We start from the raw sequence: 26,857 nt of genomic DNA, 5'->3' as shown, positions 1-26,857 counted from the left end.
CGATGGATGGCAATTCCTTTGTAGTATTTTTACGAATGCTCTCACCACAGTTGTGATGGTGAAATTTGTTTTTAAAACATAAAACGTATAATAGAGAGCTTGATGGCGAATGTTTACGCAAGCTCTCTTTTTTGTTCTCTGGCTTTATCAATCAGATCCTAGTGCAATTTGATAGTATTTGGATGCCATTTTATAAGCTCGAGCGTCGTGATAGTGATTGCCTAATTCAATACTGATTTCTTTAATGAGCAGGGGATACTTTCCGTCCTGTGCTAATTGGATCGCCTGTTTTAGTTCTTTTTCATATGCAGGAAAATCAAAGCGAACTTTATAAATCTGGGCTCTCAAATGCAAAAGCTGGATGTATACGTTTGGAAAATGAAATAAATCGGTTAATTTGAAGCCTTTTTGCAGATAGTTATTGGCCTCTTCCCAATTCTTTTGTTCAATACTAATTTCAGCTAAACACTTAAGGGCATAAATTGTGTGTTCTTCTCTTTCCGCATTTACATCATATTTCATGCTACTGAAGTAATACTTAATGGCTTGGTCATAATCCCCTCTTTTTTGATAGATCCTCCCATAATTGTATGCCAAAACAGGAGCATAGTAGTCTGTATTATAGTCTTTCGAGAAATCTGAGAGTTCGTTTAAAACCTCTAATGCTTCGTTAAATAAGCCATCCCGGTGATATTGAATCGCTAGTTCGGAGAGGGCATTTCCAATCCCGACTTTAAAGTCTTCTTTTTTAAAAATATGAAGGGCTTTTTTATTATAAATACGTGCAAGCTCTAAATCCACGTCAATCTTTCTTCGAATCATAGCTAGATTAAAATAGGCTTTGGCCACTTGCAGAGTTGCCTCTTCTTGATTGAAAGATTTGATATGTAAATTCGCATAAAGTAAGGCATCTGAATAATTTCTATTGTAATAAAAATATTTTAAAAGGCTATCAAAGTAATAGGAAAGTTCGTTTTCTACTGATTTCTGGTGAGGAGAAATAACATTTATTGCTTGTTCAACGAATTGATAGGCTTCTTTAATGTTGTGGCTTGTGTAATACGAAATTAAGATATAGTAAATCTTAACCAAAGTCGAATTCGAATGATTTTCCCTTGCATGTAATTTTAATAAAGCAAGGTCCTGGGAGTCGATTTCTTTCGTTTGAATGTAGGCGTCATAAATACGATCAACATCTGGTTCAACGTTCTTCATATTTGTATCGAGTAGGAAGTCCGAATCGATTTCCAACACCTTAGCGATTTTGAGAATAAAAGAATAAGATGGTTTTGATTTCCCACTTTCAATCTTACTAATATACGTGTTGGAACAAATTCCTCTAATTAATTGAGTTTGAGTTAATCCTTTATGTATCCTAATTTGTCGAATTCTTTCTCCTATCTCCATTTTCTCACTCTTTTCATTTCAATCTAGGTGTTGCTCATCATGATTATAATCTGAAATGCTAGTTTGTCAGAAGAACTGTCTCATGCAGGAAGTGCTACTGTTTCGTGCAAACGGTCATCGCATACAAATTATATAATATTATCTATTTTTGTGAAGTGTAGGAAAGTTCTTTTGAAGGCATATAACATAATAATTCGAGGTTGTTTGTTCTTTTCATTTCTCTTTTTTATATAATGGTTCATTTAGTTTAATTTAATCTACCTTTTCATAGTATCAGAAAGCGATCGTATGGACTTATCTTATATTCATAACGATTGCTTTTGTATGAGATTACGCAGAAAATATTCCATATAAAGGATATTTAGTTAAAATGATGGTGTGAAATTGGGTTTAAATAAGAATTAATTACGTAGATTTTACTAATTCTTTTTATCTTATTTGATTGTTTATATTAGATGTAGTGACAACATAAATCACTCGGAGATTGAGCGGGAAATAATTGGAAATACAACTTCGGTACCACCAATTAAAAAAGAAGAAAATGTATAAGAAATGATTATTCAATAACTGACAGAGTTGAGGAAAGAAAGATATGAAAAATAGAGTCATTTATGGGGTATTTGCTATAGCGGGTGTGCTAGCCGTTGTACTGTATAAAACATTCTTAAAAAAGAGAGGACGACAGATTATGAATCTGATGATCAATGATGTTAACAAGCATTTTGGTCCCTATCACGCTGTGAAAAACTTATCTTTGTCAGTTGAGGAAGGGGAAGCAGTAGGTCTTCTAGGAAGAAACGGTGCTGGAAAGACAACTACCATTAGAATGATCTTAGGCTTATTGAATCAAGAGAGTGGAAGTATTCAATGGGGAGGAAAACCTTTATCACGTAAAGAAATCAAGCTTGGTTATTTACCAGAAGAAAGAGGGCTATATCCCAAGATGAATATGCTCGACCAGTTGATTTACTTTGGCCGTCTCGAAGGGATGAGTAAGCGAGCTGCAAAACAGGAAGCACTAAAATGGATTGATCGCTTAGGAATCAACGAATATCTTAAAAAAGATACAGGTGATCTTTCTAAAGGAAATCAGCAAAAAATTCAACTCATCGCAGCGGTTATGCATAATCCCGATTTGATTATTTTAGACGAACCCTTTAGTGGATTAGATCCCGTGAATGCACAGATGTTAGAAGAAGTGACTCGAGACTTCATTCAGCAGAAAAAAACGATGATCTTTTCGAGTCACCGAATGGAAAGCGTTGAATCTTTTTGCGATAGGGTCTATCTGATGAAGCATGGTGAGGTCGTCCTTTCTGGCTCACTTCATGACATCAAAACCAAATATGGATTTAAATATGTGAATATTGAATCCTCCCAACCTCTAGAAGAGTCGTTAATCGAATTACAAACTGATTTTGTGAGAAAAGGAAAGGAATACCAGGTTCAAGTGAAAACGATGGAGCAGGGTCTATACTTAATTGAAAAACTTAAAAGCATCGTCGATCTTCGAAAAGTTGGTATTGCCGATCCATCGTTAAACCAAATTTTTATTGAAAAGGTAGGGGATTAATCATGAGGAATTTTCAATTAGTCTTCAAACAATCTTTTCGAGAAAAAGTAACGTCCAAGTCTTTCCTTATGACGACTCTTGCCTTAATCTTGTTTTCTATCTTTGCTATTTCGTTACCAAGTATTCTTGAGAATTTTTCCTCTCCTAAGGGGGAAGTGGTGGTGATCTCAAATGCTACAGATATTGAAGTTTCAGAGATTCAACAAACATTAACCAGTTGGATGTGGGAGGGAGCAGAGCCTAACCAGTTGAGTTTCTTTAAACAAGAAGCTCAAGAAGGGAAAATACTCGGCCTGTATGTGATTGACGAGAATGAAAGCAACTACTTTGTGAACTATTACTCTAAATCAAATGACGTTAATTTAAACTCGGAATTATCTATGTATCTCCAAGCAAAGAATGTTCAGAAAATCGCACTAGATCATAACCTTTCAGCAGCTGATCAACAGTCATTATTCGTTCCAGTGGTCATGGAAAAAGGAGAATTCACTGCGAAGAATGAAGTTTCTGTTTTTGTAACATATATAATGCTGATGTTTATCTTAATGGCGATTATGATGTACGGCACAACCATTGCAACCGGTGTAGCTTCAGAAAAAGCCTCTAGAGTAATGGAAGTGATGGTGACAAAAGTAAATCCTCTCTCCATGATTTTTGGGAAAATATTTGGGATTGCTTTAGCAAGCCTCCTCCAGTTTACGGCATTTTTTGGTAGTGTCGCTCTATATCTTAAGTCAGGAATTGTGGAACCTGCTAAAAGCCTAGGGAAGTTTGAATTGAATCTTTCAGCGTTAACGGTCTACCATTGCATTTACTTTTTCATTTTCTTTTTACTAGGCTATTTGTTATACGCCTCTTTATACGCGGTGTTCGGATCTATGGTAAGTCGACCAGAAGAACTTAATGGTACAACAACGCCAATTTCAATTCTATTAATGGCAAGTGCATTTTCGGGAATTTTATTCGTGATTGATGATCCAACATCAACGCTATCGAAATTCCTCGCCACGTTCCCTTTCACCTCGCCATTTAACATGATTATTCTGGTTATGAAGGATGCTGCTTCCTTAGTAGAGATTAGTATTTCTATTGGTTTACTGGTGATAACAACTTTCGTTTTTGGGTATTTTGCTGCGAAGGTTTATCCTAAAGGAATTCTCCACTTTGGAGAGAACTTAAAATTACGCCAGCTTATTATGAGAAAATCTTAAAAAGGAATAAATTGTTGATCTTATTACTAAAGGAGCTGAACTTGTCAGCTCCTTTCTAAATGCTTTCATTAAAACGGATTTGTCGCCCACTGTAAGGACTGCTTAATAAATATACGAGGATGTAACTTCAACTGCCCCACCATATATTCCGCAAGATCTTCCGGCTGCATATACTTTTCTTTATCCTGCTCATCAAGCTTGTCACCGAAGACGAGCTCAGTCGCAACAAGGCTCGGATTAAGGGTGAAAACGCGAATGTTATTTCGACGAACTTCTTGCATAAGTGCTTCGGTCATGCCCTGAATAGCAAACTTAGAAGCGCTATAAGAGGTGGAGCCAGCCGTTCCTTTTAGACCGCTACTTGAGGAAATTGTGATAATATCACCGCTGTCTTTTTCGATCATTTGTGGAAGAACAGCTCGCGTTACATGATACGTTCCATAAACATTGACTTCGAACGTTTCCTTCCAGTCCTCAGGCTCGATTTCTAAGAACGAACCGTAGCGGCCTATTCCAGCATTATTAATTAAAATATCTGCTGTTCCGAGTTCATTTTTTAATTTCTCTACCGCAGTGTCCACATCTTCTATCTTCGAAATGTCAGCTGGAGCAACGATCGCTTTAACGCCGTGAGATTCTGCTTCCGTTGCTACTTCTTTCAGCTTTTGTTCTGTCCTGGCAATTAAGCCAACATGCACCCCTTCACTCGCGAGTTGAAGAGCGGTAGCACGTCCGATACCACTACTCGCGCCTGTAATATAAGCTATTTTTCCTTTGATCGTTTGTCCCATTCTCAATCATCCTTTCTGGAAATCTCTCTATTTTAGTCTAAAGCTAATATACCTCGGATTCAAAGATAAGCAACCGCTTTCTGAATTTCATAAGAGCACCCATATGTTTAACTATAGTCCTTAACGGTTACAGTTACTGTGGAAGCAAAGAAAAGTTAAATCAATTAAAATCGATCAAACATAAAAAGGAGTTTTTACATCATGCGTAACCAATTAAAACATTACATTAATGGCGAATGGGTTGAATCAACAGGTTCAGAAACACATGAAGTAATCAATCCAGCGACAGAGGAAGTTATCGGCAAAGTTAGTTTAGGAACGAAAGAAGATTTGGATAAAGCAGTGAAAGCAGCACGCGCGGCATTCCCTTCTTTCTCTCAAACCAGTCGAGAAGAACGTGTGAAAATGCTTGAAGATATCGCGGAAGAATATGCGAACCGTAAAGAAGAAATCATTGACGTGATTACACAAGAACTTGGTTCTCCACGCTCTATTTCAGAGAAAGTTCATTACAACATGGGGTATCAACACTTCTCTGAAGCAGCAAAAGCATTGAAAGAGTATTCTTTCTCAGAAGATCGTGGCGATCATACGATCTTTAAAGAATCGATTGGCGTGAGTGGTTTAATTACACCGTGGAACTTCCCGACAAATCAATCGTCTACGAAAATTGCGAGTGCATTTGCAGCAGGAAGTCCAGTTGTCTTAAAACCTGCTGAAATCACACCGTTTGCTGCCATTATCTTAACCGAAATTTTTGATAAAGTGGGCGTACCTAAAGGCGTATTTAACCTCGTGAACGGAACAGGCGAAGTGATTGGTGACGGAATTAGCTCACATCCTGACATCGACTTTGTATCCTTCACTGGTTCTGCAGGCGTTGGTGAAAAAGTGATGAAAAACGCAGCAGAAACAATCAAGACAGTAGCACTTGAACTTGGAGGGAAATCTCCATTTGTGATGCTAGAAGATGCAGATATTACGAAAGCTGCTAAAGCTGCGGTAAGTCATATTGCAACCAACTCCGGTCAGGTTTGCTCGGCTGGTACTCGAATGATCGTCCCTGCTTCTCGAAAAGAAGAATTTGAAGAAGCCGTAAAAAATGTTCTTCCTGAATTCCCAGTAGGTGATCCGAACGGAAACAACTATGTAGGACCACTCGTTTCTGAAAAGCAGTGGAATACCGTGCAGTCTTACATCCAAAAAGGAATCGACGAAGGTGCCAACTTGATCGCAGGTGGAACTGGTAAGCCAGAAGGTCTTGAGAAAGGCTACTATACAAAACCAACGATCTTTACAGATGTGAAAAATGATATGGTCATTGCGCAAGAAGAGATCTTTGGACCAGTTATGTCGATCATCACATATGAAACAATTGATGAAGCGATCGAAATTGCGAATGACGTCGTATACGGTCTTGCTGGATATGTCTTTGGTGAAGATAAAGAAACGCTTCGCAAAGTCGCAACAAGCATCCGTGCCGGTCGCATTAAAGTGAACAATGCGGATATGGACTTCTCAGCACCATTCGGTGGCTACAAGCAATCTGGTATCGGCCGCGAGTGGGGAGACTTCGGAATTGAAGAGTACCTTGAAACGAAAGCAGTACTAGGATTCCCGTCTTAAGTTCATATAATAGAATAGAAAAAAGTAGCTGCCCTTAAGGCAGCTGCTTTTTTTCGTTTGGGTATAGAGAAAAGCAGAGGTATATCACTAATTTAGGTTTGTAATAAAACAATTAAAGGATAATTTTCATTTTGCTCGCATCATTTTAAACTGTAGAAATGATAAATTAGTTTTGTATGAATATAGGAGGTGTGAGATGTTTCTCTTTTTTCTGATCGTATCAAGCTGCGTGGTTGGACTTTTATTATTGTCCTTGCATGAAATCGGACTCATCATAGGATTTGGCGTTATCGTGGGTTGCTTGCTTCGAGGGCTGTTTTTGCTTCATGAAATTAATAGAAAGCTTGATTTAGAAAGAGATAAGTTTTGTAAATGATCCGTAGAGCCGTTTAAAAAGAAACTGGGCTGTCGCCCTAATACATTTACATAGCTCAATCAAAATTTTAAAGATTCAGTGAGTTCTGATTTCATTTTATGTTAAAGTTTAAGAGGGAGATAAAGTATTTCATTAAAATGTGAATCAATAGGGTGGGCTGTGTTTTGACGAAAAGAATTTATTTTCTTCACGGGTTTATGGGGACAGAGGATTTACACTTTGAGCATCAGAAAGCTTTTTTTGAGCGTGACATGGAGGTAATCGCGTTAACCCTACCAGGTCATGGTCATTCAACTATTCCTGCAGATGAAAAATATTTTGCTCGTACTTTAGAGTGGTTAGTGGGGGAAGTAACAAACAAAGGGCCAGGGTATGTTGTTGGATTATCTTTAGGTGCTTCATTAACCATTCATCTCGCCTTAAAAAGACCAGAGCTTGTAAAGGGCGCAGTTTTAACAGGTTATACACCGTTTATACCGGATAATTTAAAGAGCATCATGGAAGAGCAATATATTTACTTCAATAACATTCAAGAAAACGATCAAGAGATTGCCGCTTCTTTTAAACAAATTCACGGCGATAAATGGCTAGATACGTTACAGAAAGTAAATAAAATAATGACTTTTCAATATCCGAGCGTTTCAGAGAATGAGATTGCTGAACTTGAAGTACCGCTTATGGTGCTTAATGGAGGAAATGAGCTTTATGAAGTAGAGGCTGTTCAATTTTTGAAAAGAAGCAATGATAAAATAAGTGTTGGCCTAATTCCTGATGCCGGTCATACGGCCAACATGGATCAACCGGATCTATATAACAGCATGGTTCAAAAGTTTATTAACAAATGAGGTAGAGGTGTTCAATTGAGTGAGTTTAATCTGCAAAAAGAATCAGCAAGATTAGTAATCAGACCATTAAAAATGGAAGACTATCAAAACTGGTTACGGGAGTTTCATGCAAGGCATCCTTCGCAACACACCCATGATCCTGGAAAGTTGGATATGAGTGATTGCACGGAAGAGTGGTTTAGAGACTTAGTGAATAAGCACCAAGAATTAGCCATAAATGATACAGCCCACGTTTTTGGTGTTTTTCATATAGAAGATGGCACCCATATTGGAATGGTTGATTTTTCAACGTTAGCAAGAATGAATTTTCAATGGGCACGGATTGGCTACACGATCCATAATCAGTATTGGCGAAAAGGGTATGGAAAAGAAGCGGTGAGCACAGCGCTTCAGGTCGCTTTTCATGATCTTGGTTTTCATCGTATTGAGGCACATATTAACCTGGATAACAAACCATCGACTCAGTTAGCCCAAAGTGTAGGCATGGTATATGAGGGTGTGAGGAAAGGGTTCATTTATGAGAATGATAAGTGGACGGATCAGTTGGTTTATGTGATGACTGCTGAAAACGAGATAGAATGAAAAAAGACCATCCTTTTAACCAGGATGGTCTTTCTCAACTAAATTGCATCATGTTTTTCTTCTAAATCATTTTTCGCTAAAGAGCGTTTGATCAAGGCAGATCCGACAAATACAGCAAGGAGTAGTGCCGATAAGATCACAAGGAATAGAACGTTAGAAGAGAGCAGTTCCATCAAGCCGCCGAGAAGGAGTCCAACTACGCCGAAATCGGAATCTCCGAATGTCGTTCCTTGAAAGCCTAGTGAACCAAGTACTGGCAGAAGTAGTGCTGGCAAGAAACTGATGATGACACCATTAGCCATTGAGCCAAATACCGCTCCTTTACGACCGCCAGTCGCATTACCGAATACGCCAGCTGCGGCACCGGTAAAGAAGTGAGGCACAAGACCTGGGACAATCACTTTTAGACCTAAGATCGGTAGAAGGAACATGCTGAGCAGTCCTGCAACAAAGCTAAAGAAGAAGCCAATAATGACCGCATTGTTTGCGAAAGGAAACACAGACGGAGCATCAAGGGCTGGGATGGCGTTTGGTACGACTTTATCTGCAATTCCTTTAAATGCGGGAACGATTTCAGATAGGAGCATTCTTACTCCAGCCAAAATGATGTAGACGCCAGCTGCGAACGTTAACGCTTGCATAAATGAGAAGACTAGGAAGTTTGTCCCACCGCTTAGTTCGGATTCGATAAAGGTTGGTCCTGTGAAAAGAGCGACTACGAAAAATAGAATCGCCATTGTAAGTGACACAGATACAGATGTGTCTCGTAAGAAATTGAATGACTTCGGTACTTTAATTTCTTCAGTCGATTTAGAATTTTTCCCAACTGCTTTTCCGACAGCGGCTGCGATTAAATAGCCGAACGAGCCAAAGTGGCCGATCGCAAAGTCATCACTACCCGTAATTTTTCTTGTGTAAGGTTGTAACAGTGCAGGTAACAACACCATCAAAGATCCGAGAATAAGGGAACCAGTGATAATCATTGTTGCGCCACTAAAGCCACCAGTTGAAAGAATAACGGCGATCAGACAAGCCATGAACATCGTATGATGACCTGTTAAGAAGATATACTTAAAAGGTGTGAGGCGCGCGAGTAGGATGTTGGCTACCATTCCGAAGAGCATAATCATCGCCGTTTCTGCACCAAATGCATCTTGAGCTAGTGCAACGATCGCTTCATTGTTCGGAATGATACCTTGAATTTTAAATGCATGATCAAACATGCTACTAAAGTTATCAAGGGAGGCGACAAGTACACCTGCTCCTGCCCCTAGAATAACAAATCCCATAATCGTTTTTAATGTACCTGATATGACGTTTGCGACGTCCTTCTTTTGAAGAAGGAGGCCGATAAGGGCAAATAACCCTACAAGAATCGCTGGTGTACCTAGAATGTCTTTCATTATGAGATCGACCATGATTTATGCCCCTTTCAAGTTTGCTTCAATCGCCGTCCTTAATTCTTTTTTATCCATCAAATTATTTAGCTTAATCACATTTCGCTTGCCGTCTTCTAGATTTTCAACAATCTCAGTTGAGCCTAAGAAGTAATCGGCGTTCTCAGATTTACTAGTTGTGAGATCCGTATGATCAACCTCGGCTTCAATTCCAAGCTCGTTAAGAATACTTTTTACATTCATTTCTACGATAAAGCTGCTTCCTAGTCCATTTCCACATACAACAAGAATTTTTTTCATTTTTATTCTCTCCCTTAATTTGAGTATTTTGATACAAGTTTAATAATTTCTTCTTTTTCCTCTGCGCGATAAATCATATCTAGATTTTCTTCTTCTGATAGAAGCTCCGAGAGTTGAGCAAGAGCTTTTAAATGTGTTTCGTTATCGACTGCAGCAAGCACAATCAGCAACTTGACCTGGTGCTTATCTTTAGAGGAAAAAGGAACTTCTTGATCTAGTCGAAGCAAGCTCATTCCAACCGTATTCACGCCTTCTTCAGGACGGGCATGAGGGATAGCGATTCCTGGAGCAATCACGACATAGGGCCCTAGCTCTTCTACATTTTTGATCATAGCATCGATATAGGAAGGTGCGATTTGATCTGTAGCAAGAAGCGGCATGGCTGCTGTTTTAATCGCCTCTTTCCAATCGGGTGTATCTGTAGCAAATTGGATCGTTTCTTCGTGTAATAAGTCATTTAACATAGGTCGTTCAAACCTTTCTATCGATAAGGTGGTTGGTGATGGCGCGAATAACTGCTGTAATTCAGTTCTTAGTTCTTTCTCATTCGTAATCGTGCCGTGTTTTTTCATGATTTCAACGATCACGTCTGGGGTAGGTCCACTCTCTTCACTTGGAGTTGTTTGTGCTTCCATCCAATGCAGAATTTTCTCTTTTCCCTGCTGAGTCAAAATCGGGTTAACCGTTAATATGGGTAACGTCTCATGCTCCAATGGTGATGTAGAGAAGACATAATCTACGTCGTAGTGATTTTGTAGAAATTGCCTCCTTGAAACTGTCCCGATGATTTCCACATTTGTGAGGAGCTTCTCAAGTTGTCCTCTTAAAATATTTGAGGTGCCAATTCCTTTTTCACAAACGATAATCGCTTTCCCAAATGTTACTTCTGGAAGCTCTTCCTTCTGCATCCAAGCGCCAAAGTGCATAGCGAGATAAGCTAACTCATCATCAGGGAGCTTTTGAGACATCATCAATTCAATCGGCCAAACCGCTCGTTTCGTAATTGAAAAAACATCAGGATATTCCTGTTGGACTGATGCTGTTAATTCGTTTGTGATCGGAACGTGATATTTCAGCCGGTAGTACGTTGGTTTAAGATGAAGAAAAAGAGCTTCTTCTAGTTCATTGCGCTGTTCAAATAGGACACACGCATAAACTTGAAATTCGTTCACGATTTCAGAAACAACTTTTCTAAGTTTATTACTTTCAAGACTACCGACCGTGCCTACTTCAGAATAATTGACTCTTGAGCCAAGAAGGTGCATGGTGATAAAGGCAATCTCATCTAATGAAAGGGAGAGTTTAAATTGAGCTTCTAATTCTTTGGCAATGCTCTTTGCTGCTTCAAACTCTCTTGTTGAACAAAGAGCGTGTTTTTCATCTGGATCGAGCTGGATACGATGTTCGCCTTTCAAACGTTGAAGAAGAACGACAAGCTGAATGGCTAGAACATGGATTGTATCGTCTGTTAACTCTACCTTTAGAATGGGTTCCGCATTCATGATGATTTGCTTCATTGGTATAAGGTGCGAATAAGTGTGTTCATCACCGTTCTTTAAGAGCGGATAAAGAAAATTCGTCATTTCGGTTAATTGCCCATTGGTGAGGACCTCGGACAGAAAACGACTCAATATTCTCCGCTTGTTTTCCTCTTTCCCTTCCACACGATACCCTGTTGATCGTTCAAACTGTAACGTTAATGATTCTTCGGCCAGAACTTTCTTAACAAGCTTTAAATCTTTAGCGACTGTGCCACGACTTACTTGGGTTCGATCCATAAAGTCTTGCATAAAGATCGGCTTATCATTTGTTAAGAGTTCGACACCAATTAAGGTGATGCGTTCTGGTTGCGAATAGTGGTACTGCCATTCTTTTAGTTCTTTCATCAATTTAGGAACGGTTTGTTTGGTCTCTTCTGAGAGATAGTAACCCAATCCTTGTTTTGTTTGGATAATGGGTAGTTTATTCTCAACGAGCCAATCATTAATCTTTTGTAGATCATAATGAACGGTTCGTTTTGATATCCCGAGCTGGTCGATGACATGATCAACCGTAACTAACTCAGTTGCATTCACGAGTTTCGTTAATAGAAATGTGCTTCTTTCATCAAGTGACATGGAGATCTCCAACTCCCTTACGAGTGCAAAATGATACGGATGAAACAAATCATGATTTGATAGTGCTAAGTATATAGGCGATAGAACAAATATGAAAGGGTTTGCAATGTGTTGTTTTTGTATTTCGTCAATTTGCAAAAGTGAACAGATGTGATTTTTGGACACCTAAGCCAAGTCATACTCGGTTAATAAAGCGAAGGACCAATAAAAAAATATGTTTTAGAGAACGGTAAAAAAGCGTTTTAATTTCACTCTATTGGGAAAATAAGGTTTAGGTGAAAGAAACTGGTGAATATAAGATGTCCCATCCCGGTAGCTTCATACATCATTTACTGTCACATCACATCTCTAGCCTTCTCTTGCCAAAAAAATGAATTGGAGTGTTTTGATGTTAAAGAAGTTAGTCCCTCTATCGGTAGCAGCAATTGTTTTAGTAGGAGCTCCGTTTCACACATCAGCAAAGGAAATGACTGCAACTGATATATTAAAGCAGTCAAGTGAAGCGATGACGGAGGTTGAGAGCTATTCTACAAAAACAAAGATGGAACAGTCGATGCCTCTTGAAGGAGAAACAGTGATGATTTCCAGCGAATCCGAAGCAGACATTACGTTAAAGCCTTTTGCGATGCATCAGGTCGTCACAACAAAATCACCTGAAGAAGGCGAAATTTCGTTAGAATCTTATTGGACTGAAGAAGGTTTTTATCAAGAAGATCCCGAAAAAGGCTGGATCAAGATGCCAGAAGAACTCACACAAGGTTTAGAGGAACTTCAAAGCATGTCTTCGGTTGAAGCACAAATGACTCAAGCTGAAGAACTTGGCAAAGAGATGAGCGTTGAAGAGACAGATGAAGGTTATGTGTTAACATACGAAGGCGATGGCAAGACGTTAATGGAAGCCTCTATGAAGATGTTTCAAGACAGCATGTCAGGAGAAGAAGGCTCTGGATCGATGAAAGGTCTCATGGAACAAATGACGATCAATGACGTTACCTATAAAGTAACAGTTGATAAAGACACGTATTACATGAAGCATTTAACGATGGATCTTGATATGGATATGAAGATTGAAGACGAAAGCATGAACATGAAACAATCAATGGAAATGTCGATCGACAACTTTAATCAAGTTGACACGATTACTGTTCCACAAAACATCATTGATTCTGCTAAACCGCTTGAAGGAATGAAAGAGGGCGGAGAGTTGCCTGAAACAGCTTCAGCTAATCCAATGCTTGCTATGGGTGGGGTAGCATTGGCGGTAGCTGCAGGTGGTTTGCTTCTTTATAGAAGACGTTCCGTTAGCTGTTAATATGGCTTAAAAACCGCCTAATAAGCGGTTTTTTCGCTTTTCTTAGTGAGGTGAAGACGTTGAACAAATTATATGCTTTGCTCATGTGTGCAGGCATCGTCATGGCGGGCTACTATGGGTATGAATGGTGGCAGGGGACACAGGGAGTCGAACAAGTTTCTGCGGAAGAAACGAAACAGTGGCAGAATACGAAAGAAACAGAGGTTATGAAAAAACCAGTTGTGAATACACAAGAAGTTTTCATGAGTGATCAGATAAAGAAGTTTGACCCTGGTCAAAAGGTAGGTAGGTTAGTCGTCCCTACGATCGAAAAAGGGTTTACAACCTATTGGGGAACAGATGAGGATACGCTCAGCCAGGGCGTTGGTATGTTTGTTAGTCCATTCACAACGACACCAGATCAGAAGCGTCACACCGTCTTAAGCGGCCATCGCGATACGGTTTTTAATGGTCTACAAGACGTAAAAAAAGGGGATGCCGTGTTTCTTGAATACGATGGAAAGCGTTATGAATATGCGGTGATCGACATGAAGGTCGTAGATGAAAGCGATCGAACAGTCATTGTTGATAAAGAGGAAGCCACCTTAACGTTAACAACATGCTACCCATTTGATTTTATCGGAAGTGCGCCTGAGCGGTATGTGATTCAGTCTAAATTAGTGAATGTATCGGATATGTAGTCAATAAAAAGTCCTGCCATCGAGCAGGACTTTTTACGTGTGGGAAAGAGAAGTCGTCGGTCGTAGACGCGGTAGGATGGTTTCAACGAGCTGTTTGCCCTTTCCTTGCTCATTTAACTGCAGCAAATTGACCGCCGTGCTTTCTTCCACCTCATATGTGAGGCCGGTGTTGTAATCGATTAGAAAATACATTTTTCCATCTTCAGTCGTTCCTGATAAGAGCTCGTACTTATCGTGTTCGAAGTGTACCTCTGTCCCGTATTGCGTCATTTCAAGATACGTTTCAAAAGGGGTTACAGGAAAATTTTCTACTTTGTTCATTTTGAACCTCCAACTTTTTTAATAGACTTTAAGAAGCAGTCTATCCAAATAAGTCTAGCAGTATACTTGAAAACGAGAATAACAGATTCAAAGTGTCGTAACTTGGGTTTAGTTGGATGATAAAGCTAACTTTTTGACAGGCTACCTATTGTGCTGTATCTTATTTCCTAGTATACGTATGCGAATTTGAATTTAAAGGAGGGACAACGATGAAGAAGATCTTAAGAGGCTATTTAAATGCTTCGTTAATTATAAAAATTACGGTTGCCCTTATTCTTGGAGTTGCCGTAGGGCTCATCTTTGGAAAAGATGCTGCCGTTCTTGCACCACTTGGAGACTTATTAATTAAATTGCTTTCGTTCCTAATCATTCCACTTATTTTATTTACATTAATGGTCGGTGTCAATCAAACGAAACTGAGTAACCTTGGACGCATGGGCAGTAAGGTATTTCTCTATTACGTATTAACATCTGCACTAGCGATTATTGTGGGGTTAACCGTAGCGAACGTGTTTAATCCAGGTACAGGTTTATCCATTGACCCAGGCCAATCGTTCGATGTACCGGATAATCCAGGGATTGTCAGCGTACTGTTAAATATCGTGCCCTCAAACATTGTGACGGCATTTAGCGAGATGAATCTCTTGGGGATTATTTTTACAGCTTTTGCTTTTGGGATCGCAATCGCTGCTTTACGGAACTCTGAAGAACATGGTGCACTTGGCGAACATCTATATAAAGTGGTTGAAGGCTTAAATGAAGCTACGTTTAAAATCATGAACGTGATTCTACACTATGTGCCAATTGGGATCTTTGCTATAATAGCGAAAACAATTGGGAACCAGGGGCTGGATACGATTCTCTCGCTTGGAAACATGATCGCTGTCCTTTATATTGCGTTGATTGTACAAGTAGGAATCTACGTACTGTTCTTACTATTCTTTAAAGTGAGTCCAAAGAAGTTTTTCAGCCATGCAAACAAACCGATGATTACGGCATTTGTGACGCAAAGTAGCTCTGGAACATTACCACTCACGATGAATGCAGCTAAGGGATTAGGCGTCTCAAAAAGTCTTTATAGCTTTAGCTTACCATTGGGAGCGACGATTAATATGGATGGTGCAGCGATTCGCATTGCCATTTCCGCTGTGTTTGCTGCAAACGTTGTGGGTTCACCACTTAGCTTTACGGATATGGTTATGGTCGTTATCGTAGGAACCCTCGCGTCAATTGGTACAGCAGGCGTTCCTGGTGCTGGAATTGTTATGATCGCAACCGTTTTTGCGCAAGTGGGATTGCCGATGGAAACCGTTGCGTTATTAACAGCCGTTGATGCGTTAGTTGGAATGGGCGCCACAGGTCTTAATGTAACAGGGGATCTTGTTGGTGCGAGCATTATTAATCGAAAAAAGGTTAGTGACGATAATTAATCTCCAAAAAAAGTCAGGCTCGGTGCCTGGCTTTTTATTTTGCTTTAAACCCTTATCTGCAAAAGTAAATTAGGTAGTTCGTTCCCCTTTCGCATTTAAATCCCTCTTACATTTCACTAATGTGTAAGAAAAATCCATTTACTTTTAACAATCAAAATATTAAGATAACAATAACTTTAGAGCTTTCATGCGGAAAAGGAATGGGGGATTTGGGTGACAGAACTTAAAGGAATTTGGAAGGACTGGCGTTTGCATCTACTTGTATTTGGAATTGTGGCGTTATCAGAGTGGATTGGCGTTTTTCAATTTACGGTAGGGCCAGGCGTTATCTTACTACTGCCAATGTTGTATGCCATGCTCATTGGACTTGGGTTGTTTTTTACCCCAGTGATTAAAAAAGCGCAGGCGCTAAATGCTGAACCGCTTATTGTGTTAGGGGTGACCTTGCTTATTGCGAAAATAGGCGTGATCATTGGTCCTTCACTATCCAAGTTAATTGAAGCAGGTCCGGCCTTGCTTCTGCAGGAATTCGGAAATTTAGGTACGATTTTTATTGCTCTTCCAATCGCGGTTCTACTTGGGTTGAAAAGAGAGAGCATTGGAATGACGCATTCTGTAGCACGAGAGCCAAACGTTGGGTTGATTGTTGATAAATACGGTTTCAATTCACCTGAGGGACGAGGGGTGATGGCAATTTATATCTTTGGTACTGTTTTTGGAGCTGTATTTATGGGCGTGATTTCTGGCTTCCTAGCGACGATTACGCCATTACATCCGTTATCGTTCGCGATGGCGTCTGGCATTGGAAGTGGAAGTATGATGGCTGCTGCAAGTGGCTCGCTCGTTGCTGCTTTTCCTGCATTCTCAGATGATATTATTGCATTTGCAGGTGCGAGCAATTTGCTGTCGTTATCAACGGGGTTATACATGAGTATTTTCATCGGTCTTCCACTAACCGAAAAGATGTATCAGCTCATGACCAGAGAAAAATCCTCGCATAGCGTCGGGAAGGGGGCATAAGATGCTGCTAAAAAATATACAAGAGTGGACATGGTTATTAATCATCTTCGGCCTGATTGCGGCCGTTGGAAACTGGATTGGCTACAGCGTTATTCCAAGTTCTTCTTTACCAGGTATGGCAGTGTTAATCGTGATTTGTTTAGCGGGGCTTATTCTTCAGCACGTTCTACCGGTGAATATCCCAAGCGTTGCTTATATCGGGATTATCGGAATACTTGTATCTATGCCGGTTATGCCGGGTTCGGAGTATATTGTAAAGTGGACCGAAAGCATTAACATTCTTGCTCTGGCAACTCCCATACTTGCCTATGCAGGTATTGCAATAGGACGTTCATGGACGGATTTTGTAAAGCTTGGATGGCGTAGCGTTGTTGTGGCTATGTTCGTTATGGTAGGAACGTTTCTCGGTTCAGCATTGATTGCTGAAGTAGTTCTACGTATGCAAAAGATGATATGAGTTTAAAAACTTCCCTTGCGGAAGTTTTTTTTTGGAAGTAACAATGTTCACACAAGACTTTCTAGTAAGTGAAGGGATCGGCAGTAAATCTTTTGGACATTACCTGAAAAGTCCGGTTCTGGTAATGAAAATAACGAAAGGACTGAAGTGTTTATGAACCAATCTTTACGATCTGGTGTTTCCTGCTGAACATTTTTCCAAACAGACAAAGAAGGACTATAAATGCGCGGTCCTTTTTCAACCGTGCATTTTTGAAGGACGCGTTTTTCATCTATACTACCTTCTCTTATAGAATGAAATAGATCTGGCCAAAAATCTTTTCTAGACCCAGTATGAGGGGAGGTTTCTGCCCATTTCAAGATCTCTTTTAAAACAGATTGTTTAGAGAAGACGAGTTGATAAAGTCGTTTTCCTAGTTCAATCCGTTCTTTCACATAAAGAAAGTGGTGGGCTGGTTCTCCTATGAGTTGTATTGAATTGTTTCGTATCATAGGGAAGAGGAGCACGTTCATATTCAAAACTTCTTGAAGCTGAAAAGGAAGCGTGAAAAAAACGGTTTTCTTAAAATGCTTCTTGTTTATGACACGTGAATCGATGTAGTGCTGCTCGTTAATAATGAGTGCAACTGAAAGGGTAACTGAATCGTTGTCACTCCAGAACCGGCTCCAAAAAACGTTCATAAAAGAAGAAACGTGAAAGAATGAAAGAAGATGAAAAAGAGGTTTTCTCTTCTTAAGGCTTTCTTCGTAGATTAATAGTTGAGGAAAGGCATCCTGAAAAATGAGCCAGTTTCCTCGTTCAAGGAAGGAGAAAAAGGACTGCTGATCCTCTTGAGATAAAAGGCGAGAAAGATATTCCCCTTTTAAGTCCGTCATTGTCCAACCAGCATTCCGTGAAACTAGGTGGGCAAGGAAGGCCCAGTGAATTTCTGGATGTTTTAAGTAGAAATCGAGATAGGCCTTTGTCCGTGTAACATTGTTTTGGTTTGCACGTTCCGTTCGTTCACGAATCTGATTGGATATCTTTACATCTTCTGGTGTTAAGTCAGGAGCTTGGGATGATGTGGCGTTCTTCAACTCTTTTATAAGTGGTGTATCCTGATGCTTGATAAATGGAAACAAGGAAAAAGAAAATTTCATACGGTCTTCCCCCTAACACCTCGTTTTTATATACGTATGTTGCTTGGTGTAGGAAAGAAGGCTGTTTTTAAGAAAGAGGAGGGACGTTTTGATGAGGTTGCACTTGCCCTTCCTTAATCTTCCACTTTGTGTCATATGCGTGTATGATAGAAGTATTCGAAGGGTTAGTACGCTATTTTTTTGCCATTTGGGAGATGGATCACTTTAACTATTTTTTCAATGACGTTAGTAAAGGAGGCCGAAATGCTGGATGTCAAATGGCCACTGGAAAAAGGAATTAGAATCAGAGGAGCTTCTTAAAATCATCTTTGATTATGCAGGGCGTATTACGATTGAGAACAATCTCGATCGTCTCTTGTTGCTTATGGCAGATATGGGGCGGGATATGACGGTTGCCGATCGCTGTACTCTCTGGCTTTATGATGAGCAAATGGATGAACTATGGGCGAAAGTGGCTCATGGGGCTCATGGGATGAAGGAGGTCCGTGTACCTGCCGAGAGCGGTTTAGCAGGTTACGTGTATCAGACATCAGAACCTCTCGTTATTGAGGACGCCTATCAAGACCAAAGGTTCCATGCAGACGTTGATCATACGACGGGTTATCGTACCAAGTCTGTTATGGTGATTCCACTCAAAAATAAGCAGAATCAGACACTTGGCGTTTATCAAGTCATCAATAAATTAACAAGGGAAGGCCTATTTACGCCGCAGGACGTAAGAAATTTAAGTCTTGCCGCCTCGTATACTGCTCAGGCGCTTGAAGCGGTACTTATGAACACGGAGATGGAAGAAGCACAGAAAGAAATTATTTTTAAAATGGGGGAGATCGGGGAAGTTCGTTCAAAAGAAACGGGAGCCCATGTCAAACGCGTAGCGGAGTATGCCAAGCTTCTTGCTATTAAATCTGGGTTTAGCGAAGAGGAAGCAGACCTCATTAAAGTTGCTTCACCTATGCATGATATTGGAAAAGTAGCTATTCCGGATGCGATTTTAAATAAGCCTGGTAAACTATCGGAAGAGGAATTTCTTGCGGTGCAGGAACATGCGAATATCGGCTACCACCTTCTTGAGAATTCTAAACGAAGTATTCTAAAAGCGGCAGCGATTATCGCAAAAGAGCACCATGAACATTGGAATGGGAAGGGCTATCCAGAAGGACTTAGTGGCAAAAACATTCACATCTATGGGCGGATTGTTGCCGTTGCTGATGTTTTTGATGCGCTAGCGACGGACCGTCCTTATAAAAAAGCGTGGGAGATGAAGCGGATTCTTACTCATTTTAAAATGGAGCGAGGTAAGCAATTCGATCCTACTCTCGTTGACGTTTTTTTAGAAAATCTAGATGGTTTTCTTCAAATCAAAGAAAAGTACGAAGATGATAGGACAAAATAAAGAGCGCACTCGGCGCTCTTTATTTTTGAAAGGAGTGGAGGTGAGAAAGTTCGTGAGCGAGTGTTTTAGCGATTGCTTTCATACCTGAAACACCTGCTTTATTCTCGGCCTCCGCATTGTAGTTTGTATTCGTGTTGACATCATAAGTAAAAAGCTCGCCACGCTCATTTTGAATGCATTCAATCCCTGCAAAGGCAATGCCGTTCGCTTTTAAGAAAGCTTCGTAATGAGCGAGCACAGGATGATTAAAATTCTCGATTACTTCGAATTTAGGCTTCGGTTCTTCGGTCGTTGGGCAAAAGGAATCGCCAACCTGGCACGCATCCGCTGGACATAGCTCAAACCCTTCTGACGTATCAACGCGAACGGCATAAAGAAACTTACCTCCGACGAATTCACATCGCGTGATGGAAGCATCAGGTGCTGAAATGTACTGTTGAAGCAAGGTAATCCCATCTATTGAATCTTCAAAAGCATCGCTCTTCACATATGCTTTCAGCGTCTCAGGATTGTTAAATAGCTGAACGCCCAGCCCTTTGCCGGCTCGGTTATGCTTCGTTATAAAAGAGTCAGAAAACGCATCTGCTGCTTTAGCAAGATGATCCTTCCCGACCGCAGCGATGGTTTTCGGTGTGACGATACCATGTTTTCGAAGGGCCGCGTATTGCGCTACTTTGCTTATTTCTAGAGCGAGAGCGCGGCTATCATTTAACACTCTTCGGCCGTGACTCTCAAGCCACGCGAGTACAGCTGCTGTATATTCAGGGGCAAATCGGTGATCACGCGTATGTGAAGAAGCACTCATGCGATTATAGAAAATACCGTCTGGTGGTACATCACTTAAATCCAAACTTCCTTCACTAAGAAACCAATCTTCGTATGGGACATGAAGTGCCTCTAACTCTTGCTTAAGCGGCTTTGTCCATTCTTCGTTTTCATGAATGATATATACTTTAGCACTCATTTTATAACCTCCTTGATCAATACCCGTTAAAACCCATCATTTTACTCAAGTATAAAGGAGATGGCACAGAAATCCCAGTGAAACTGTTTGGGAATAAAAAAAGCAGAGCGTTTTCGCTCTGCTTAAAAAACTAAATGGCCCAGTTTCCTTTACGGAACACCGGTTCACTTGTTCCATCTTCTTTAATTCCATCAATATCCATTTCTGCAGAACCGATCATAAAGTCAACGTGCGTTACGCTTTCGTTGGCTCCAGCCGCTTCAAGCTCTTCCTTCGACATGGTATTACCGCCTTCAAGGCAGAAAGAATAGGCATTTCCGATTGCCAGGTGATTCGATGCATTTTCATCGAAAAGCGTATTAAAGAAAATGATACCTGCATTCGATATAGGGGAATCATGAGGAACGAGTGCTACTTCACCAAGATAATGAGCGCCTTCATCTGTTTCAATGAGGTGTTGAAGTGTCTCGTTGCCATGCTTTGCTTCAGCTTTAATGATCCGACCTTCTTCAAATGTAAGGGTGAAGTCTTCAATGACTGTTCCGCCATAGCTGAGCGGCTTTGTTGAAGACACAACGCCATTTACGCCTTTTTTATGTGGAATGGTGAAGACTTCTTCTGTAGGCATATTCGCAACGAAATGATTTCCTTTCACATTTTCGCTAATGCCGCCTACCCACTGATGAGCTTGTGGTAGTTCAATCGTAAGGTCCGTTCCTGGAGCACGATAGTGAAGCTTGCTGTAGTGCTTCGTATTGAGGTAATCTACTTTTTGTTCGAGGTTGGCACTATGTTCTTTCCATGCTTGAACCGGATCGCCAGTTGAAACGCGCGTCGCTTCAAAAATGGCATCCCATAGTTTTGCTTCCTGTTCGTCTTCAGGTGAATCAGGAAAAACCTTTTCAGCCCAACCTTTTGAAGGAACGGCGACAACGGACCAGCTGTTGTGATCAGACATAATATAGTTTCGATAGCCTTCCATTGCCTTTCCGGCTGTTTTGCTCGCATTGGAAATACGTTCAGGATCGACCCCTTTTAGAAGGTCCGGGTTTGAAGAGGTAATGGAGAGAAATGCCGCTCCGTTTTCTGCCATTTCTTCGAATCCCTTTGCTTTCCACGTAGGAAATTCTTTGAATGCTTCGTCAGGTGCTTTGTCATACTTAATACGAGTCAGACTTTCGTCATTCCATTCCACATGCACATTTTTTGCTCCAGCTTCATAAGCGCTTTCAGCAATGTTTCGCACAAATTCAGCTGATGTAAGAGGAGCGTTGACGACAAGCGTTTGTCCTTTTTGAATATTTACCCCAACTTTTACCGCTAGATCTGCGTATTTCTGTAAATTCTCTTGAAACGTAGCCATAGTCGAAGGTCTCCTTTTTTATCACGTAGTTTTACATCTAAATTGTAGCAGATTTCAGTAATTTTAGTAAATTATTCCCTGATTGCATACGCATAAAGCAAGTTTCTGGCAATAAACCGTCCATTTCGGATATGTTATACATAATGAAAATTCTATAGCTATTGAGAGAAAATCACCCTCACTTTTAGGTGAGATAAATCTTCTATATTGGAGTGATAGAGAATGAGTACGAATTATGAGCTCGCAACATTTGCTGGAGGTTGTTTCTGGTGTATGGTGGAACCATTTGAAGAAATGCCCGGCATTCAAAGCATCGTATCTGGTTATACAGGTGGAGAAAAGCCTTATCCAACATACGAAGAAGTGATTTCTAAAACAACAGGTCATGTTGAGGCCGTTCAAATTACGTTTGATCCCGACGTTTTCCCATATAGTAAATTGCTCGATCTATTTTGGCGTCAAATTGATCCGACAGATGATGGAGGACAGTTCTTTGATCGTGGTAGCACGTACATGACGGCGATTTATTACCATAATGAAGAGCAGCAAAAGCTTGCTGAGCAGTCACGCAAAGATCTGGAAGCAAGCGGTCGTTTTTCAAAACCGATCGTAACAAAAATCCTTCCAGCTAAGCCGTTTTATCCGGCTGAAGATTATCATCAGGATTATCACAAAAAAAATCCGGCTCACTACAATCGCTACAAAAAAGGATCAGGTCGAGCGGATTTTATAGAAAAAAACTGGGCTTATGAAAAGAACGATGACGAGCTACGTAGCCGCCTTACGGACATTCAATATGAAGTCACACAAAAAAACGGCACAGAGCGTCCGTTCCAGAATGAGTATTACGATAACGCTAAGCCAGGTATTTATGTGGATATCGTATCGGGTGAACCGCTGTTTAGCTCAACCGATCAATACGATGCAGGATGCGGCTGGCCAAGCTTCACACAGCCGATTAACAATCATTTCGTAAAGGAAAAGAAGGATTTTAGTCATTTTATGATCCGAACCGAAGTGCGCAGCAAGGAAGCAGATTCTCATCTTGGTCACGTCTTTAACGATGGTCCAGGTGAAAATGGTCTTCGCTACTGCATCAATTCTGCGGCGATGAAGTTTGTTCCGAAAGAAAGTCTTGAAGAAGAAGGATACGGCGAATACCGAGTACTATTTGAAGAATGAGGGAAATTGACGTTGCAGTTGTAGGTGGCGGAGTTACGGGCATTCTAGCGGCAAGAAAACTAATGAATACTGGATTTAGGGTCCTGGTGCTGGATAAAAGTAAAAGTGTAGGGGGCCGTCTCGCTACCAGAAGGATAGGGGGCGGCCGTGCTGATCACGGTGCCCAGTTTTTTACTGTTCGAACTGATTCGTTTCAAGAGCTGGTAGATGAGTGGAGAACAAACGGGTGGGTATCAAAGTGGTTTGGAGAGAAACATCCGAGATACAAAGCAGTGAATGGAATGAATCAGTTAGTAAAGAACCTGGCAAATGAAGTCCCGCTTCAGCTCGTTAGTAAAGTTGAGCGCATCGAGCGGAATGAGGAAAAGTACGTGGTCTTCTCTGAAAAAGGAGAGCAAGTAAAATCCAGCGCGATCCTTTTTACCCCACCAGCGCCCCAAACGCTTGAGCTACTTGAAAACAGTGAGGTCCTTCTTTCAGAAGAGGCGTCGAAAACACTGAAAGAAATAACTTTTGATCCTGCGCTCGTTGGGCTCCTTACGATGAGTGGTGAGACAGCAGGACTTTCCCTCGAAGGGCACAAAGACTCACATCTTCCTGATGGAATTGAGCGAATCGTGGATAATCAGGTAAAAGGAATTTCTGACGAAAAAATCATATCGATTTATGCCACTCCTGCTTTTTCGAAAGCTTACGATCACCAAGATGATGAGAGCGTCCTGGAGCTTATGTTAGGTAAATTGGGGCATCTTCTTCCTCATGAAGCCATTATTTCTCGTCAGTTAAAAAGATGGCGGTACGCTCAGGCGAAACACGTGCATCATCATCCGTTTCTGCAAGTTTCTACGAATGAAGCCATCTATGTTGCAGGTGATGCTTTCTTACAAAAAAATGACCCAGCAGGAAAAACGCGTGTCGAAAGTGCCGTGCTTTCAGGGCTCTCAGTAGCCGAAGAATTGCAGCGATACTTGAACGAGAAGGCTTCTACGTGAAGCCTTCTTTTTTTATATGATCAGATTTCCGAAAGTTTTGAAAACATATGATTGTTGGTATGGAATTACGTTATAATAAAGGTAGTGGAAAAATTTTCATAGTTGCGTAAGTTCATCATGAAAAGGGTGAAAAGCAAAGTGAACGTTTCAAAAGAAAATGATCATACGATTGAAAAGATTTTATCCCTTTTTCGATGGGTATTTTTGATCATTGCAGGCGGTTATTACTATATCATCATGCAGGGGACTAGTATCTCCTTTTTCTTTTTACTTTTATTTGGCGTAGTCTATATGACGGCCGCTGAAATGGCGCTACATCGGTCTCCTTTGAATTCGAAAAGATACCAATATATGACGAAAGTAAGCGTTGGTTTTGACTATGTTGCTTTCCTGTGGCTAATTGTGCTAACAGGTGGCGGTGAGAGTCCATTGTTTCCAATCGCCTATTTAATTATTTTACATGTTGCGGTTTATTGGAAGTTTAGCGGTGGTATGATTGCAGCGCTTTTTCTAGGCGGAGGGTATACCGGCATTCTCCTATTTAGTGACTACTCGTTCACCGGTGAAAATCTCATCCCCTATCTTTTTAACTGGATGTTCTTAATTTTTATTGGGGTATTAGGGGGAATAATCGTTACAAGAGAGCGTACGATGCGTTCAAAAAACTCGCAATTAGAAGACATTGCCCGAAAGGATTTTTTAACGGATTTGTTCAATCATCGCTCTTTTCAAGAAGATTTGCGTTACTGTGCTGATCAAGAAAAACCAATTCTCCTCGTTCTAGCGGATCTTGACTATTTTAAATCCGTTAATGATCAATTTGGCCATCTGGTTGGAGACCAGGTGCTTCGTAAGATTGGGGATGTATTGAAGAAGCAAATTGGAACAAAGGGACGCGCCTACCGTTATGGGGGCGAAGAGCTTGCGATTTTACTTGATTCAACGAACATAGAAGAAGCGAGAACGTGTTTAATAAACATTCAAGTTGCCATTAGAAACACAACTTTTACGGTAGAAGGGGAACGGTTTGGCGTAACGATGAGTTTTGGAACCGCGCTCTTTCCTCTCGAAGACAGCATGATGTCGAGTATGAGACTTGCAGATGAGCGATTGTATTTAGCAAAGAAGCAGGGAAGAAACCAAATCTTCTGGTACGACCAAAATGTAGAAAAAGGCTCACGGCTCTCCCAGCGTTAGGGGGAAGCGTGAGCCTTTTTGTAAGAATGGCGATTTATTGGTGTGTGGCCCCTCTATTTAATATGGACGTGATGATATGCTTGGAGGAATTTTCAAATAAGGAAAAATAATTCAGCACATGTCGGTCGGGGAAAAGTTCCTTCTGAATGGCGGATACAGGCTTCCCATCGTTGTACTTTTGAAGGACCTGCGCTTGAATAGAAAGGAGGTAATCTAGCTTTTCTTCTAAACGGTTCCGTCCATTATGTAAAATTCCCGCATGTGAACAAAATACAGTGTCAAAATCATATAATAACACTTTTTGAAGCGATTGAATGACGTCTGGTATGGACTCAAAGGCGAAAATGCTTTTAGGATGACTCATCACGTAAAGATCCCCTGTAAACAGCCACCCCTGATCTTTCTCTAGAAGGGCAAGATGATCAGGTGCATGGCCTGGCGTATGAAGCAAATCGAATGTATGGTGCTTCGTTTTTATTTGATGTTCGATTCCTTTCGTTTCAAATGGCTTCCGTGAACCCCAGAAAACACGACGATAGAGTGGGAGATGAGGTCTTGTACGACAAAGAGGTACGCCTTTTGGGTGAATATAAATTGGAATCGAGGATGGCACAATGGGAGCATTGCCTGTATGGTCCTCGTGGTGATGCGTTAAGATTATTTGGGTATAGCTCTCCTTCGAAAGGAAATTAATAATTTCTTTTCGAAGACGACTAGGTCCGCAGTCGATTAAAAGTTCATCGACAAGGTACATATACACGTTCATTCTTACGCTACCTAGTTGGAAAGTCCCTTTTATCGCTTTCATACTCTCGAATTCTGAAACGGTGAGCACAATCCATCACACCTTCCGCTAATCTACTTCTAGTATAGCGATTTTTAAATGGAAAAAAAGCTCATCTTCTAGTGGGGGGTGAGGGATATTGGCTAAAATTTAGTTTTATTGGCCAAAATCGAAATTTATTGGCTAAATTAAGATTTTATTAGCCAAATTCCATATTTATTGGCCAAACCATAAAAACCACACCAAAAAGAGCTGCCGACAATCGGCAGCTCTCAGGCTGTCGAGAAAGTCTCGACAGCCTGTTTTTTTATCTCATTTCCCTCAATTATCCATTTTGTTTTGTTATCCTATAGGTAGATTCTATTTAGGCGGTGATTTTAATGTTCCAATCTAGACAA

Annotated in this window: 25 protein-coding genes; 15 read left to right on the top strand and 10 right to left on the bottom strand. The window is 40.6% G+C overall.

Annotation, left to right across the window (positions count from 1 at the left end):
- Nucleotides 1-147: 147 nt before the first annotated feature.
- Nucleotides 148-1,407 carry a helix-turn-helix domain-containing protein gene (locus PQ511_RS21070; protein ID WP_273853938.1) on the bottom strand — a complete coding sequence of 420 codons (1,260 nt, stop codon included), beginning with the start codon at nt 1,405-1,407 and terminating at the stop codon, nt 148-150.
- Between the two features lie 688 nt (nt 1,408-2,095).
- Here PQ511_RS21070 and PQ511_RS21065 point away from each other — a divergent pair.
- Both PQ511_RS21065 and PQ511_RS21060 read left to right on the top strand, forming a co-directional pair.
- Nucleotides 2,096-2,980, top strand: coding sequence for an ABC transporter ATP-binding protein (locus PQ511_RS21065; RefSeq protein ID WP_273853965.1), 885 nt, complete (start codon nt 2,096-2,098; stop codon nt 2,978-2,980).
- Nucleotides 2,981-2,982: 2 nt separating this feature from the next.
- Nucleotides 2,983-4,191: an ABC transporter permease gene (locus tag PQ511_RS21060; RefSeq protein WP_273853937.1), complete on the top strand. Its 1,209-nt coding sequence runs from the start codon at nt 2,983-2,985 to the stop codon at nt 4,189-4,191.
- A 68-nt stretch (nt 4,192-4,259) separates the two neighbouring features.
- Here PQ511_RS21060 and PQ511_RS21055 read toward each other — a convergent pair whose 3' ends face one another.
- Nucleotides 4,260-4,982 (bottom strand): 3-ketoacyl-ACP reductase, encoded by a 723-nt coding sequence (locus tag PQ511_RS21055; RefSeq protein ID WP_273853936.1) that lies wholly within the window; start codon nt 4,980-4,982, stop codon nt 4,260-4,262.
- A gap of 201 nt (nt 4,983-5,183) precedes the next feature.
- On the opposite strand from PQ511_RS21055, the gene PQ511_RS21050 reads away from it, so the two are divergent.
- From PQ511_RS21050 to PQ511_RS21035, 4 genes are all read left to right on the top strand, one after another.
- On the top strand, nt 5,184-6,608 hold the full coding sequence (locus tag PQ511_RS21050) for an aldehyde dehydrogenase family protein (RefSeq protein ID WP_273853935.1): 1,425 nt from the start codon (nt 5,184-5,186) through the stop codon (nt 6,606-6,608).
- A 196-nt stretch (nt 6,609-6,804) separates the two neighbouring features.
- The gene (locus PQ511_RS21045; RefSeq protein ID WP_273853934.1) at nt 6,805-6,984 is read left to right on the top strand and encodes a hypothetical protein; all 180 of its coding nucleotides are present in this window, start codon (nt 6,805-6,807) and stop codon (nt 6,982-6,984) included.
- A gap of 164 nt (nt 6,985-7,148) precedes the next feature.
- On the top strand, nt 7,149-7,829 hold the full coding sequence (locus PQ511_RS21040; RefSeq protein ID WP_273853933.1) for an alpha/beta fold hydrolase: 681 nt from the start codon (nt 7,149-7,151) through the stop codon (nt 7,827-7,829).
- Between the two features lie 15 nt (nt 7,830-7,844).
- Entirely contained in the window at nt 7,845-8,411 is a 567-nt protein-coding gene (locus PQ511_RS21035; protein WP_273853932.1) for a GNAT family N-acetyltransferase, read from the top strand.
- Nucleotides 8,412-8,449: 38 nt separating this feature from the next.
- Here the strand turns inward: PQ511_RS21035 and ulaA are convergent, their stop codons facing one another.
- The 3 genes from ulaA to PQ511_RS21020 are packed head-to-tail and all read right to left on the bottom strand — an operon-like array spanning nt 8,450 to nt 12,225.
- Complete coding sequence (gene ulaA, locus PQ511_RS21030; protein WP_273853931.1) at nt 8,450-9,829, bottom strand: PTS ascorbate transporter subunit IIC; 1,380 nt, start codon at nt 9,827-9,829, stop codon at nt 8,450-8,452.
- A gap of 3 nt (nt 9,830-9,832) precedes the next feature.
- A complete protein-coding gene (locus PQ511_RS21025; protein ID WP_160918338.1) occupies nt 9,833-10,108 on the bottom strand; it encodes a PTS sugar transporter subunit IIB in 276 nt (91 codons plus the stop codon).
- A gap of 14 nt (nt 10,109-10,122) precedes the next feature.
- On the bottom strand, nt 10,123-12,225 hold the full coding sequence (locus PQ511_RS21020) for a BglG family transcription antiterminator (protein ID WP_273853930.1): 2,103 nt from the start codon (nt 12,223-12,225) through the stop codon (nt 10,123-10,125).
- A 388-nt stretch (nt 12,226-12,613) separates the two neighbouring features.
- Between PQ511_RS21020 and PQ511_RS21015 the strand changes: the two genes are divergently transcribed.
- Both PQ511_RS21015 and PQ511_RS21010 read left to right on the top strand, forming a co-directional pair.
- Nucleotides 12,614-13,537, top strand: a complete 924-nt coding sequence (locus tag PQ511_RS21015; protein WP_273853929.1) for a DUF6612 family protein — start codon at nt 12,614-12,616, stop codon at nt 13,535-13,537.
- A gap of 50 nt (nt 13,538-13,587) precedes the next feature.
- Nucleotides 13,588-14,217 (top strand): class D sortase, encoded by a 630-nt coding sequence (locus PQ511_RS21010; RefSeq protein ID WP_273853928.1) that lies wholly within the window; start codon nt 13,588-13,590, stop codon nt 14,215-14,217.
- A 33-nt stretch (nt 14,218-14,250) separates the two neighbouring features.
- Here PQ511_RS21010 and PQ511_RS21005 read toward each other — a convergent pair whose 3' ends face one another.
- Nucleotides 14,251-14,538, bottom strand: a complete 288-nt coding sequence (locus tag PQ511_RS21005) for a hypothetical protein (protein WP_273853927.1) — start codon at nt 14,536-14,538, stop codon at nt 14,251-14,253.
- A gap of 209 nt (nt 14,539-14,747) precedes the next feature.
- Between PQ511_RS21005 and PQ511_RS21000 the strand changes: the two genes are divergently transcribed.
- From PQ511_RS21000 to PQ511_RS20990, 3 genes are all read left to right on the top strand, one after another.
- Complete coding sequence (locus tag PQ511_RS21000) at nt 14,748-15,968, top strand: dicarboxylate/amino acid:cation symporter (protein ID WP_273853926.1); 1,221 nt, start codon at nt 14,748-14,750, stop codon at nt 15,966-15,968.
- Between the two features lie 213 nt (nt 15,969-16,181).
- Nucleotides 16,182-16,988: a DUF3100 domain-containing protein gene (locus tag PQ511_RS20995; RefSeq protein ID WP_420541745.1), complete on the top strand. Its 807-nt coding sequence runs from the start codon at nt 16,182-16,184 to the stop codon at nt 16,986-16,988.
- Between the two features lie 4 nt (nt 16,989-16,992).
- A complete protein-coding gene (locus PQ511_RS20990; RefSeq protein WP_273853963.1) occupies nt 16,993-17,445 on the top strand; it encodes a hypothetical protein in 453 nt (150 codons plus the stop codon).
- Nucleotides 17,446-17,492: 47 nt separating this feature from the next.
- Here the strand turns inward: PQ511_RS20990 and PQ511_RS20985 are convergent, their stop codons facing one another.
- The gene (locus PQ511_RS20985) at nt 17,493-18,584 is read right to left on the bottom strand and encodes a DUF2515 family protein (RefSeq protein ID WP_273853925.1); all 1,092 of its coding nucleotides are present in this window, start codon (nt 18,582-18,584) and stop codon (nt 17,493-17,495) included.
- Nucleotides 18,585-18,834: 250 nt separating this feature from the next.
- Between PQ511_RS20985 and PQ511_RS20980 the strand changes: the two genes are divergently transcribed.
- Nucleotides 18,835-19,977 carry an HD domain-containing phosphohydrolase gene (locus PQ511_RS20980; RefSeq protein ID WP_273853924.1) on the top strand — a complete coding sequence of 381 codons (1,143 nt, stop codon included), beginning with the start codon at nt 18,835-18,837 and terminating at the stop codon, nt 19,975-19,977.
- A 19-nt stretch (nt 19,978-19,996) separates the two neighbouring features.
- Here PQ511_RS20980 and PQ511_RS20975 read toward each other — a convergent pair whose 3' ends face one another.
- Both PQ511_RS20975 and PQ511_RS20970 read right to left on the bottom strand, forming a co-directional pair.
- Nucleotides 19,997-20,941 (bottom strand): ATP-grasp domain-containing protein, encoded by a 945-nt coding sequence (locus PQ511_RS20975; RefSeq protein WP_273853923.1) that lies wholly within the window; start codon nt 20,939-20,941, stop codon nt 19,997-19,999.
- 130 nt (nt 20,942-21,071) lie between these two features.
- The gene (locus tag PQ511_RS20970; RefSeq protein ID WP_273853922.1) at nt 21,072-22,304 is read right to left on the bottom strand and encodes an aminopeptidase; all 1,233 of its coding nucleotides are present in this window, start codon (nt 22,302-22,304) and stop codon (nt 21,072-21,074) included.
- 222 nt (nt 22,305-22,526) lie between these two features.
- Between PQ511_RS20970 and msrB the strand changes: the two genes are divergently transcribed.
- From msrB to PQ511_RS20955, 3 genes are all read left to right on the top strand, one after another.
- Nucleotides 22,527-23,486: a peptide-methionine (R)-S-oxide reductase MsrB gene (msrB, locus tag PQ511_RS20965; RefSeq protein ID WP_273853921.1), complete on the top strand. Its 960-nt coding sequence runs from the start codon at nt 22,527-22,529 to the stop codon at nt 23,484-23,486.
- Nucleotides 23,483-24,478, top strand: a complete 996-nt coding sequence (locus tag PQ511_RS20960) for an NAD(P)/FAD-dependent oxidoreductase (RefSeq protein ID WP_273853920.1) — start codon at nt 23,483-23,485, stop codon at nt 24,476-24,478. The genes msrB and PQ511_RS20960 overlap by 4 nt, the downstream gene beginning before the upstream one ends.
- A gap of 138 nt (nt 24,479-24,616) precedes the next feature.
- A complete protein-coding gene (locus PQ511_RS20955) occupies nt 24,617-25,675 on the top strand; it encodes a GGDEF domain-containing protein (protein ID WP_273853919.1) in 1,059 nt (352 codons plus the stop codon).
- Between the two features lie 34 nt (nt 25,676-25,709).
- On the opposite strand, the gene PQ511_RS20950 is transcribed toward PQ511_RS20955, so the two are convergent.
- On the bottom strand, nt 25,710-26,441 hold the full coding sequence (locus tag PQ511_RS20950; RefSeq protein WP_273853918.1) for an MBL fold metallo-hydrolase: 732 nt from the start codon (nt 26,439-26,441) through the stop codon (nt 25,710-25,712).
- Nucleotides 26,442-26,857 lie beyond the last annotated feature (416 nt).

The sequence above is a fragment of the Guptibacillus spartinae genome (assembly GCF_028610625.1).
GTDB lineage: Bacteria > Bacillota > Bacilli > Bacillales > Guptibacillaceae > Guptibacillus > Guptibacillus spartinae.
The sequence above is the reverse complement of the archived record's forward strand: the minus strand, read 5'-3'. Positions and strand labels throughout refer to the sequence as shown.

Bases quoted from the DNA above. Each gene is read 5' to 3' on its own strand.
- PQ511_RS21070 (WP_273853938.1), bottom strand. From the start codon at position 1,407: ATGGAGATAGGAGAAAGAATTCGACAAATTAGGATACATAAAGGATTA.
- PQ511_RS21065 (WP_273853965.1), top strand. From the start codon at position 2,096: ATGAATCTGATGATCAATGATGTTAACAAGCATTTTGGTCCCTATCAC.
- PQ511_RS21060 (WP_273853937.1), top strand. From the start codon at position 2,983: ATGAGGAATTTTCAATTAGTCTTCAAACAATCTTTTCGAGAAAAAGTA.
- PQ511_RS21055 (WP_273853936.1), bottom strand. From the start codon at position 4,982: ATGGGACAAACGATCAAAGGAAAAATAGCTTATATTACAGGCGCGAGT.
- PQ511_RS21050 (WP_273853935.1), top strand. From the start codon at position 5,184: ATGCGTAACCAATTAAAACATTACATTAATGGCGAATGGGTTGAATCA.
- PQ511_RS21045 (WP_273853934.1), top strand. From the start codon at position 6,805: ATGTTTCTCTTTTTTCTGATCGTATCAAGCTGCGTGGTTGGACTTTTA.
- ulaA (WP_273853931.1), bottom strand. From the start codon at position 9,829: ATGGTCGATCTCATAATGAAAGACATTCTAGGTACACCAGCGATTCTT.
- PQ511_RS21025 (WP_160918338.1), bottom strand. From the start codon at position 10,108: ATGAAAAAAATTCTTGTTGTATGTGGAAATGGACTAGGAAGCAGCTTT.
- PQ511_RS21020 (WP_273853930.1), bottom strand. From the start codon at position 12,225: ATGTCACTTGATGAAAGAAGCACATTTCTATTAACGAAACTCGTGAAT.
- PQ511_RS21015 (WP_273853929.1), top strand. From the start codon at position 12,614: ATGTTAAAGAAGTTAGTCCCTCTATCGGTAGCAGCAATTGTTTTAGTA.
- PQ511_RS21005 (WP_273853927.1), bottom strand. From the start codon at position 14,538: ATGAACAAAGTAGAAAATTTTCCTGTAACCCCTTTTGAAACGTATCTT.
- PQ511_RS21000 (WP_273853926.1), top strand. From the start codon at position 14,748: ATGAAGAAGATCTTAAGAGGCTATTTAAATGCTTCGTTAATTATAAAA.
- PQ511_RS20985 (WP_273853925.1), bottom strand. From the start codon at position 18,584: ATGAAATTTTCTTTTTCCTTGTTTCCATTTATCAAGCATCAGGATACA.
- PQ511_RS20980 (WP_273853924.1), top strand. From the start codon at position 18,835: ATGTCAAATGGCCACTGGAAAAAGGAATTAGAATCAGAGGAGCTTCTT.
- PQ511_RS20975 (WP_273853923.1), bottom strand. From the start codon at position 20,941: ATGAGTGCTAAAGTATATATCATTCATGAAAACGAAGAATGGACAAAG.
- PQ511_RS20970 (WP_273853922.1), bottom strand. From the start codon at position 22,304: ATGGCTACGTTTCAAGAGAATTTACAGAAATACGCAGATCTAGCGGTA.
- msrB (WP_273853921.1), top strand. From the start codon at position 22,527: ATGAGTACGAATTATGAGCTCGCAACATTTGCTGGAGGTTGTTTCTGG.
- PQ511_RS20960 (WP_273853920.1), top strand. From the start codon at position 23,483: ATGAGGGAAATTGACGTTGCAGTTGTAGGTGGCGGAGTTACGGGCATT.
- PQ511_RS20950 (WP_273853918.1), bottom strand. From the start codon at position 26,441: ATGAACGTGTATATGTACCTTGTCGATGAACTTTTAATCGACTGCGGA.